At 27.2% G+C, this 3302-nt stretch carries 4 protein-coding genes; all 4 read right to left on the reverse strand.

Going from position 1 to position 3302, the window contains the following annotated elements:
* Window positions 1-1752 (reverse strand): glycogen/starch/alpha-glucan family phosphorylase (gene glgP, locus ACWYO2_RS05445; protein ID WP_455515467.1); only part of this gene is annotated, 1752 nt, incomplete at its 3' end.
* Between the two features lie 157 nt (window positions 1753-1909).
* Window positions 1910-2185 (reverse strand): HU family DNA-binding protein, encoded by a 276-nt coding sequence (locus tag ACWYO2_RS05450; RefSeq protein WP_455515468.1) that lies wholly within the window; start codon window positions 2183-2185, stop codon window positions 1910-1912.
* A gap of 86 nt (window positions 2186-2271) precedes the next feature.
* Window positions 2272-2475 (reverse strand): preprotein translocase subunit SecG, encoded by a 204-nt coding sequence (secG, locus tag ACWYO2_RS05455; protein ID WP_455515469.1) that lies wholly within the window; start codon window positions 2473-2475, stop codon window positions 2272-2274.
* An 11-nt stretch (window positions 2476-2486) separates the two neighbouring features.
* Window positions 2487-3242, reverse strand: coding sequence for a triose-phosphate isomerase (gene tpiA, locus ACWYO2_RS05460; RefSeq protein WP_455515470.1), 756 nt, complete (start codon window positions 3240-3242; stop codon window positions 2487-2489).
* Between the last annotated feature and the right edge of the window lie 60 nt (window positions 3243-3302).

The raw sequence follows: 3302 nt of genomic DNA on the forward strand, positions 1-3302 counted from the left end.
TGCTGCCTTACCAGCAAATATAAATGTTCTAGGAACTATATCTAATAAAGGATTTTCTTTCACTCTATTATATAAATCCATAATATGTAATATATTTAACATTTGACGTTTATATTCATGTAATCTCTTAACTTGTATATCAAATATTGAGTAAGGATCAACTTCAACTCCTGTTGTTTCTTTTATATATTTAGCTAATCTAACTTTATTATTTAATTTAATATTTGATAATCTTTCAAGAACCTTCTTATCATCTACATATTTTTCTAATTTCTTTAATTCAGTTAATTCTGTAATCCATTTATCACCTATTAATTCAGTAATTAAAGATGCCAGTTCTGGATTAGCATTTAACAACCATCTTCTTTGTGTTACCCCATTAGTTTTATTTTGGAATTTTTCTGGATATATTTCATACCAATCTTTTAATTCTTGATGTTTTAATATTTCTGTATGTAAGTTAGCAACTCCATTTACTGTATGTGAACCAACTATTGCAAGCCAAGCCATTTTAACTTTATCATCAGCTATTATACTCATTCTCTTTATCTTATCTGAATCATTTCCAAATTTCTCAACAAGTTCTATTAAAAATCTTCTATTAATTTCTTCTATTATTTGATAAATTCTAGGAAGTAAAGGTCTAAATATATTTATTTCCCATTTTTCTAAAGCTTCAGATAATATAGTATGATTAGTATAAGCAAATACTTTAGTACATATAGCCCAAGCTTCTTCCCAATTTAATTTTTCTTGATCTAATAATATTCTCATAAGTTCTGGTATTCCCACAACTGGGTGAGTATCATTTAACTGAATAGCAACCTTATCCGGTAATATTGAAAAATCATTACCGTACATTGATTTATGTCTTCTTATTATATCTTGTAATGAAGCAGATGTGAAGAAGAATTGTTGTTTTAATCTTAATATTTTTCCTTCTCTTTCTGTATCATTTGGATAAAGAACTCTTGAAATATCTTTTGCTCTTATTTCTTTTTCTGAAGCTCTTATATAATCTTGAGAATTAAATAAATTTAAATCAAACCCTTCTGGTGATCTTGCTTCCCATAGTCTTAAAGTATTTATTACACCATTACCATAACCTATAACCGGAACATCAACAGCAACAGCTTGTACATTCTCAGTATTTACCCTTTTAAAGTATTCTTTACCTACTTCATCTCTATGAACTTCTATATCTCCACCAAATTTAATATCAAAGACTCTATCTATTCTTCTAACACTCCAAGGTGTACCAAATTTAGTCCAATCATCTGGATATTCTACTTGAAATCCATTTTCTATTTTTTGTTCAAACATCCCATATTTATATCTTAATCCATAACCATGACCAGGTAAACCTAAAGTAGCAAATGAATCTAAGAAACAAGCTGCTAAACGACCAAGACCTCCATTACCTAATCCAGCATCCATTTCCTTATCTTCCAATTTGTTTATATCTACACCTAATTCATCTAAAACTTCTTTAATAATTCCATCATATTTTAAATTTATTAGATTATTACTCATATATCTACCCATTAAAAATTCTGCTGAGAAATAATAAGCTTGTTTTACTTTTGCATTAGCACGAGTTTTTTTTGTATTATACCATTGCTCAGTTATTTCATCCATTGTAGCTCTTGCTACAGCATAATATATTTCATATTCTTTAGCTTCTTCTAAAGTTTTACCATATTGTCTTCTAAGAGATAATAAAATTCTCTCTTTTAATGTTTTTTTATCCATTACGACCTCCAACAAAGTTATACTTTATTTTAATATAAAAATGCCAATTTGTCAACAATTAAAGCGCTTGCATAAAATGTAAAGAAATTAAATAAAATTTAATCCTTAAGATAAAAAAAGGTAGAACCATGTAATTCTACCTTTAATTATGAATAAACTATTTTGCTATTTTATCAGCTAATTTTTTACCAACTTTGAATTTTAATACTTTTTTAGCAGGTATTGTAATTTCTTCTTTTGTTTTTGGATTAATTCCTTTTCTTTCTTCTCTAACTTGTACTTTGAAAGATCCCCATCCTACGAATTGAACATCTTCACCTTCAAGAACTAAATTTTCAACTGTATCTAAGAAAGCATTAACTAAATCTTCAGATTCTTTTTTTGTTTTACCTGTAACTTTAGAATATTCTTCAATAAATAATTTTTTAGACATATATAATCCTCCTATAAATTTATAAATCAATATTATTATACACTTTTTTTATACTTTGTCAAGATTTCTTATAATAAAAAGATATTTTATCTTAAAACATTGTATAAAACTGCTAATAACAAGAAAATAAAAGCAACATATTCTGTAAATTTTTCTATTCCTTCTTTTTCTTGATCTAATACATTTGCAGTTTTAGCAATTCCTCTACTTCTATCAGGTTGCAATAATATAACCGTAATTAAAATAATAGCTGTTATAACCAAAAGTATAACTAATAAATTTTGTAACATTATACCTCCTATTAAGCTTCTATTCCTGCTTGAACTAATTTAGAAAAACTAACCGGATCAAGTGCTGCTCCACCTATAAGTCCTCCATCTATATCTTTTTCTGATATTAATTCTAAAGCATTTTCTGGTTTCATTGAACCACCATATTGAACTGTTACATTCTCAGCAACTTCTGTACCAAACATATCAGTTAATAAACTTCTAATAAAAGCATGTACTTCTTGAGCTTGTTTAGATGTTGCTGTTTTACCTGTACCTATAGCCCATACTGGTTCATAAGCTAAAACTACATTTGCCATATCTTCTTTTGTTAAATCTTTTAATCCACCTCTTATTTGAGTTTCTACAACTTTTTCTGTAACATTAGATTCTCTATCTGATAATGTTTCTCCAAAACAAAGTATAGGTTTTAAACCATGAGAAAGTGCAGATTTAACTTTTTCATTAATAAATTCATCACTTTCTTTATAGTATTCTCTTCTTTCTGAGTGACCTAAAATAACATATTCTACACCTAAATCTTTAAGCATTAAAGGTGATATTTCTCCTGTATATGCACCGCTTTCTTTAGGATTCATATTTTGAGCAGCAATTTTAACATCTTTTGTTTCTCTCACAGCAGTTTCAATATTAGTAAAAGGTACTCCTATAACCATTTCTACTTTTTCATTAGCATTTACTAATGGATTTAAAGCTTTAAAGAAATCTTCTGTTTCTTTTCTAGTCTTATTCATTTTCCAGTTTCCTGCAATAATTATCTTTCTCATTTCTCCTCCATTTACATATATATATACCTAGATAATAGCATATTTAAACTATATTGTAAA

This window comes from Pseudostreptobacillus sp. (assembly GCF_977040545.1).

What these genes read in the sequence shown, in the direction of transcription:
- tpiA (WP_455515470.1), bottom strand. Translation starts at nt 3,242, where the DNA reads ATGAGAAAGATAATTATTGCAGGAAACTGGAAAATGAATAAGACTAGA.
- ACWYO2_RS05450 (WP_455515468.1), bottom strand. Translation starts at nt 2,185, where the DNA reads ATGTCTAAAAAATTATTTATTGAAGAATATTCTAAAGTTACAGGTAAA.
- secG (WP_455515469.1), bottom strand. Translation starts at nt 2,475, where the DNA reads ATGTTACAAAATTTATTAGTTATACTTTTGGTTATAACAGCTATTATT.